The sequence below is a fragment of the Luteibacter sp. KNZ12-1A genome, from assembly GCF_056755675.1.
The window spans coordinates 1-6,683 of the sequence record NZ_JBPGXU010000153.1; the positions used below are offsets into that span (position 1 = coordinate 1).

Annotated in this window: 5 protein-coding genes; all 5 read right to left on the reverse strand. The window is 65.7% G+C overall.

All coding sequences use genetic code 11. The features are described 5' to 3' along the window. Positions 1-553 precede the first annotated feature (553 nt). The gene (pnp, locus tag ACR9ZJ_RS18540) at positions 554-2,659 is read right to left on the reverse strand and encodes a polyribonucleotide nucleotidyltransferase (protein WP_481288589.1); all 2,106 of its coding nucleotides are present in this window, start codon (positions 2,657-2,659) and stop codon (positions 554-556) included. A 30-nt stretch (positions 2,660-2,689) separates the two neighbouring features. Then, positions 2,690-2,959 (reverse strand): 30S ribosomal protein S15, encoded by a 270-nt coding sequence (gene rpsO / locus ACR9ZJ_RS18545; protein WP_306847363.1) that lies wholly within the window; start codon positions 2,957-2,959, stop codon positions 2,690-2,692. Between the two features lie 142 nt (positions 2,960-3,101). Beyond that, complete coding sequence (gene truB, locus ACR9ZJ_RS18550; protein ID WP_481288590.1) at positions 3,102-4,019, reverse strand: tRNA pseudouridine(55) synthase TruB; 918 nt, start codon at positions 4,017-4,019, stop codon at positions 3,102-3,104. A gap of 277 nt (positions 4,020-4,296) precedes the next feature. Continuing rightward, positions 4,297-4,677 (reverse strand): 30S ribosome-binding factor RbfA, encoded by a 381-nt coding sequence (rbfA, locus tag ACR9ZJ_RS18555; RefSeq protein ID WP_306847365.1) that lies wholly within the window; start codon positions 4,675-4,677, stop codon positions 4,297-4,299. A 77-nt stretch (positions 4,678-4,754) separates the two neighbouring features. Next, positions 4,755-6,683, reverse strand: a 1,929-nt coding sequence (gene infB / locus ACR9ZJ_RS18560) for a translation initiation factor IF-2 (protein ID WP_481288591.1), incomplete at its 5' end; no start/stop codon positions are given.

Below are 6,683 nucleotides of genomic sequence, written 5' to 3' on the forward strand. Positions count from 1 at the left end.
GGGGGTGGCGTGGGGGCCCTTTTGCGGTCGTAACGTCGTGGCCCGGCGTGCGCCTCCCGGCGTAATGGGGGTCACACGGCCCCCCGAGGCCTCCCCTCCCGACGGGTACGACGAATTGTGGGAAGAGCGGGTAGCGTCGCGGGTGCATACGATTACTTATTCACGCTGTTTCGCGTCGCGTCGTGAACGAGCGTAGCGTCGACGGTGGTTGATATCGTCAATCGACGCGGCGTCCAGGTTGGCTGCGTCGGCGACAGCACTTTTCGAGAAATGCGGTCTCGCGTTTTTGCATTGCGCTTTTCGCCCTACGCCTTTGCATTGCTCTCCCCGGAGTCCCCGTGTGATCGGAGGGGAGTCGGGGGCTGCCGTTCTCGGAGCGATTCCGCAGGGAGGCGAAGGCCGGACGAGGACTTAGCGACGAGAATGGCAGCCCGCGACTCCCCTTCCCCGACACAACATCAACACGATCGCGCAGCCGAGCGCCCCATAGCCAGCACAAAAAAACCCGGCATCTTGCGATGCCGGGTCTTGATTCAACGCTGAAAGCCAGGGATCAGCCGGTGACGTTTTCGTCTTCGGTGACGGCCTTCATCGACAGGCGGATACGGCCCTGCTTGTCGACTTCCAGGACCTTGACCTTGACCAGGTCGCCTTCCTTGAGCTTGTCGGAGACCTTCTCGACGCGCTCGCTGGAGATCTGCGACACGTGGACCAGACCATCCTTGCCCGGCATGATCGTGACGAACGCGCCGAAGTCCATCAGCTTGGCGACCTTGCCCTCGTAGATGCGGCCCGGCTCGACGTCGGACACGATCTGTTCGATGCGCTTGCGCGCGGCTTCGGCGGCTTCGCGGTTGACCGATGCGATCACGACATTGCCATCGTCGGTGATGTCGATGGTGGTGCCGGTCTCTTCCGTGATCGAACGGATGGTGGCGCCACCCTTGCCGATCACTTCGCGGATCTTGTCCGGGTGGATCTTGATCGTCAGCAGGCGCGGCGCGAACTCGCTCATTTCCGAACGGGCCGTGCTCATCACCTTGGCCATCTCGCCGAGGATGTGCACGCGACCGCGCTTGGCCTGGGCCAGCGCCGTGCGCATGATTTCCTCGGTGATGCCTTCGATCTTGATGTCCATCTGCAGCGCGGACACGCCATCGGCGGTACCGGCCACCTTGAAGTCCATGTCGCCGAGGTGGTCTTCGTCACCCAGGATGTCGGAGAGCACGACGAAGTCGTCGCCTTCCTTCACCAGGCCCATCGCGATACCGGCGACCGGCGACTTCAGCGGAACGCCCGCGTCCATCATGGCCAGCGAGGAACCGCAGACCGAGGCCATCGACGAGGAGCCGTTCGACTCGGTGATTTCCGAGACGACGCGAACGACGTACGGGAACTCTTCGATCGTCGGCTTGACGGCCTGCACGCCGCGCTTGGCGAGGCGGCCGTGGCCGACCTCGCGACGCTTCGGGCTGCCGACGCGGCCGGTTTCGCCCACCGAGAACGGAGGGAAGTTGTAGTGGAACAGGAACGTGTCCTTCCACTCGCCTTCCGGCGCGTCGATGATCTGCGAATCGCGGGTGGTGCCGAGCGTGGCGACGACCAGGGCCTGCGTTTCGCCGCGGGTGAACAGCGCGGAACCGTGCGTGCGCGGCAGGACGCCGACGCGCACCGAGATCGGGCGGATGTCGTCGAGCTGGCGGCCGTCGATACGGACCTTGGTGGACAGCACGCCGTCGCGCAGGGTGCGGTACTCGACCTCACCGAAGGCGGCGCCGATGTCGCCATCGGTCCAGCCGTTGGCTTCGGACTGGGCGGCGAGCGCGGCCTTCACCTCGGTCTTCAGCGCGCTGATGACATCACGGCGGGCCAGCTTGTCGCGGATCTGGAAGGCTTCGGCGAAACGGTTGCCGACGACGGCCTTGACGGCGTCGTACAACGCCGTCTTGGCGGCCGGGGCTTCCCACCTGAACGTCTTCACGCCGGCTTCGGCGACGAAGGCGTTGATCGTGTCGATGGCGGCCTGCATCTGCTGGTGGCCGAAGACCACCGCGCCGAGCATGACGTCTTCGCTGAGCAGCTTGGCTTCCGATTCCACCATCAGCACGGCCTTGGCCGTACCGGCGACGACGAGGTCGAGGTCGGAGGTCTTCAGCTGGGTGGCCGTCGGGTTCAGGATGTACTGGCCGTTGGCGTAACCGACGCGGGCGGCACCGATCGGACCCTTGAAGGGCACGCCGGCAAGCGTCATGGCGGCCGAAGCGCCGATCAACGCCGGGATGTCGCCGTCGACTTCCGGGTTCAGCGACACGACCTGTGCGATGACCTGGATCTCGTTGCGGAACTCTTCCGGGAACAGCGGACGAAGCGGACGATCGATGAGGCGCGAGGTCAGCGTCTCCTTCTCGGTCGGACGGCCTTCACGCTTGAAGAAGCCACCCGGGATGCGACCCGCGGAGTAGAACTTCTCCATGTAGTCGACCGTGAGGGGGAAGAAGTCCTGGCCCTCGCGTGCCTTGGGGGCCGCGACGACCGTCACCAGGACGACCGTGCCGCCCATGCTGACCATGACCGCACCGGAGGCCTGCCGGGCGATTTCGCCCGTCTCCAGTGTGACTTCGTGACTACCGTACTGGAATGACTTGGTTACTTTCGCCACTTCGATCTCTCCTCGTCCTGTTCCGGTGGTTTAGCGGCGCAGGCCGAGGCGTTCGATCAGGGTCTGGTAGCGAGCGAGGTCGCTCTTCTTGAGGTAGGCCAGCAGCGTCTTGCGCTTGTTGACCATCTTCAGCAGGCCACGACGCGAGTGGTGGTCCTGCTTGTGCGCCTGGAAGTGATCCTGCAGCGCGGTGATGTTCGCGGACAGCAGCGCGACCTGGACTTCGGTCGAGCCGGTGTCGTTTTCCTTGCGACCGTAGTCCTTGATGATCTGGCTGGTCTGTTCGACGGTGAGCGACATGTGTATCGATTCCTTAAAAGCGGGTGCGAGACTTGCGCAACCTCAACGGCTACCGATGAAGTTGCGCAAGCCTCGCTTTTGATGAAAGCCGTTAAACGAGCACGTAATTGTAACGTCCTGCGCGTAGTGGCAACAAGCCCGGTCAGACGGGCGGCAGGTTGAATCCCCTGAGGACGCGAAGGATACCGTCTTCACCGACCTCTCCCAAGGCCATCAGGCGCCCGTCGGCACCCCGGACCCCGCATCGACCCGGGACCGCGCCCTGCCCCAGCGGCACGGGCTGGCCGAATCCCAGCACCCGGGTCTGGTCCGGGTCGAGATCCACCCGGGGGATATGGGCCAGGCCCGCTTCCACGGGCAGGAGACAGGCCTCGAGCTGATCCGGCCCCGTCTCGGCGGCCTCGTGCAACTGCTCGAGCGTGACCATGGCGGGGGCCACGAAGGGCTCGACCCAGAGCCGGCGCAGGCCCGTCAGGTGGGCGCCGCAACCCAGGTTCGCGCCGAAGTCGACCGCCAGGCTGCGCACGTAGGTGCCCGAGCCACACTCGACGAACAGGCGCACGGTGTCGCCCTCGCGACCGAGCACGTCCAGGCGATGGACATCGACCTCGCGGGCGGGAACGTCCACGGCCTCGCCGCGGCGGGCGCGGACATACAGCGGCACGCCATCCTGCTTGATCGCCGAATAGGCCGGCGGGACCTGGACGATGTGGCCGCGCAGGGGCGCCAGGGCGGCTTCGACGGTCGCGTCGGCCAGTGACGGGACCGGACACGTCTCGACCACCTCGCCTTCCAGGTCGGCCGTGGTGGTGGTGATGCCCAGGCGCACCTCGGCTTCATACGCCTTGCGTGAACCCAGCAACCAGCCGGCGATCTTGGTGGCTTCGCCGAAGCAGAGCGGCAGCAATCCCGTCGCCAGCGGATCGAGGCTGCCCGTATGCCCACCCTTGGCCGCGCCCACGAGCCGGCGCGCCGTCTGCAAGGCCTGGTTGGAACTCAGGCCCAGCGGCTTGTCGAGCAGGAGGATGCCGTGGATGTCTCGAAAGGTTCGGCGATTCATGAGGGTCGGAAAAAGGGGGCGGTACGTCACGGTTAGGGCGATTCGGCGGCTGGCGGGCTATCGCCGGCATAGCCGGCTCCCACGAGGGCATCGCCGACAGGGTCGGCTCCCACCAGAGCTCGCCGAGATCCCAAAGCCATGGCTTTGGTGGGAGCCGGCTATGCCGGCGATCCCGCGGCAGCGGGCAATCTTGTCACGGGCACCCTGTCGCCGCTGAAGCGGCTCCCACAGAAGCGGCTCCCACATGAGCCCATGGACTCGGATACTGTCCGACGACTCAGGTCTCGTCCGACGACTCGGGTTCGGCCGGGGGAACCGGGTTCTCGCGCAACAGGCGTTCGATCCGTTCGCCGGTATCGACGGACTCGTCGTACTTGAACTTCAACTCGGGCACGCGGCGGAGGCGCATGGAACGCGACAGGGAGCGGCGGAATTCCGGGGCCAGTTCCTTCAGTGCCTTCACCGCCACGACCGACTGCTCGGGCATCAGCGCGGTCACCCACACCGTGGCCCAATCCAGGTCCCGGGTCACTTCCACGTCGGACACGCTGACCGACGGCAACGCGTGATCGCGTACCGCGGCATGCACCAGCAGGCCGATCTCGCGCCGGAGTTCGGCGGAGACGCGGTCGGTGCGCTTGAAATCACGGGACGGCATATCCGCCTCCAGTTTTTAGGGGTGCAATAACGAATAAAGCCTCCCCGGCGCATGCCGGGGAGGCGCATTGCCCGCTGTTACAGCGTGCGGGCGACTTCGATGCGCTCGAAGCACTCGATCTGGTCGCCGACCTTCACGTCGTTGTACTGCTTCACGGCGATACCGCATTCCATGCCGTTGCGGACTTCGTCCACCAGCTCCTTGAAGCGGCGGAGCGATTCCAGTTCGCCCTGGAACACGACGACGTTGTCGCGCAGCACGCGGATCGGCTTGGACCGCTTGACGAAGCCCTCGGTGACCATGCAACCCGCCACCGCGCCGAACTTCGACGAACGGAACACGTCGCGGACCTGCGCGATACCGATGATCTCCTCGCGGATTTCCACGCCGAGAAGACCCGACGCCGCCTGCTTCACCTGGTCGATGACGTCGTAGATGATCGAGAAGTAACGGACATCGAGGCCGTTGGTGTCGATCACCTTTCGCGCCGACGCGTCGGCACGGACGTTGAAGCCGATGATCAGCGCCTTGGAGGCCGCCGCCAGAGTGGCTTCCGACTCGGTGATGCCGCCCACGCCGGACGAGATCACGTTCACCTTCACCAGGTCGTTGCCGATCTGGGTGAGCGAATCGCGCAACGCTTCCACCGAACCCTGCACATCGGCCTTGACCAGGATGTTGAGGGTCTGCTGGCCTTCGCCCTGGCCCATCTGAGCCATGATGTCTTCCAGACGGTTCGACTTCGAGACGAGGCGGTTCTCGCGACGCTTCTGCTGACGCTCGGCGGCCACCTGGCGGGCGAGGCGCTCGTCCTCGACCGCGACGAAGTCGTCACCCGACTCCGGCACACCGGACAAGCCCAGCACCTGCACGGGAATCGACGGGCCGGCTTCGTTCACCTGCTTGCCGGTCTCGTCCACGAGCGCACGCATGCGGCCGTATTCGATACCGCAGACGACGAAATCGCCCTTCTTCAGCGTGCCCTGCTGGACCAGCACCGTCGCCACCGGGCCGCGGCCACGGTCGAGGCTGGATTCGATCACGACGCCCGAGGCACGGCCATCGGCCACGGCCTTGAGTTCCATGATCTCCGCCTGGATCGAGATCGCGTCGAGCAGCGCTTCGACACCGTCGCCGGTCTTCGCCGAAAGCGGCACGAACGGCGTGTCGCCGCCCCACTCTTCCGGGATGACTTCGAGGTTCGCGAGGCCTTGCTTCACGTTGTCCGGATTGGCGTCGGACTTGTCCATCTTGTTGACCGCGACGATCAACGGCACCTTGGCGGCGCGCGCGTGACGCACGGCTTCCTGCGTCTGCGGCATGACACCGTCGTCCGCGGCGACCACGAGCACCACGATATCCGTGGACTGCGCACCACGTGCGCGCATCGAGGTGAACGCGGCATGGCCCGGGGTATCGAGGAAGGTGATCACGCCACGGCTGGTTTCGACGTGATACGCGCCGATGTGCTGCGTGATGCCACCGGCTTCGCCCGAGGCGACCTTGGTGCGGCGGATGTAATCCAGCAGCGAGGTCTTGCCATGATCGACGTGACCCATGATCGTGACGACCGGCGGACGCGTGACCTTCTCGCCCTCGAGCTCGACGCTCTGGGTGTGCGAGGCCAGCGCGGCTTCGGCATCGTTCTCGGTCGCGCGGACCGGGTTGTGGCCCAGTTCCTCGACGACGAGCGCCGCGGTGTCGTGATCGATCGTCTGGTTGATGGTCGCCATGACGCCCATCTTGAACAGCGCCTTGACTACCTCGGCGCCCTTCACGGCCATCTTCTGCGCGAGTTCGGCGACGAGGTTGTTATCGCCGATCACCACGTCGCGAACCACGGCGACGGTCGGCCGCGTGAAGCCGTGCGGACCGCCCGACGAAGCGCCGCCACGCGGTGCCTCGGCACGGCCCTTGGCCTTGCCGCCACGGCGATTGCCACTGGAACGGCGCGCGCGGTCGGCGTCGGACAGGTGCAGTTCGCCGGCGGCGAAACGCTTGCCACC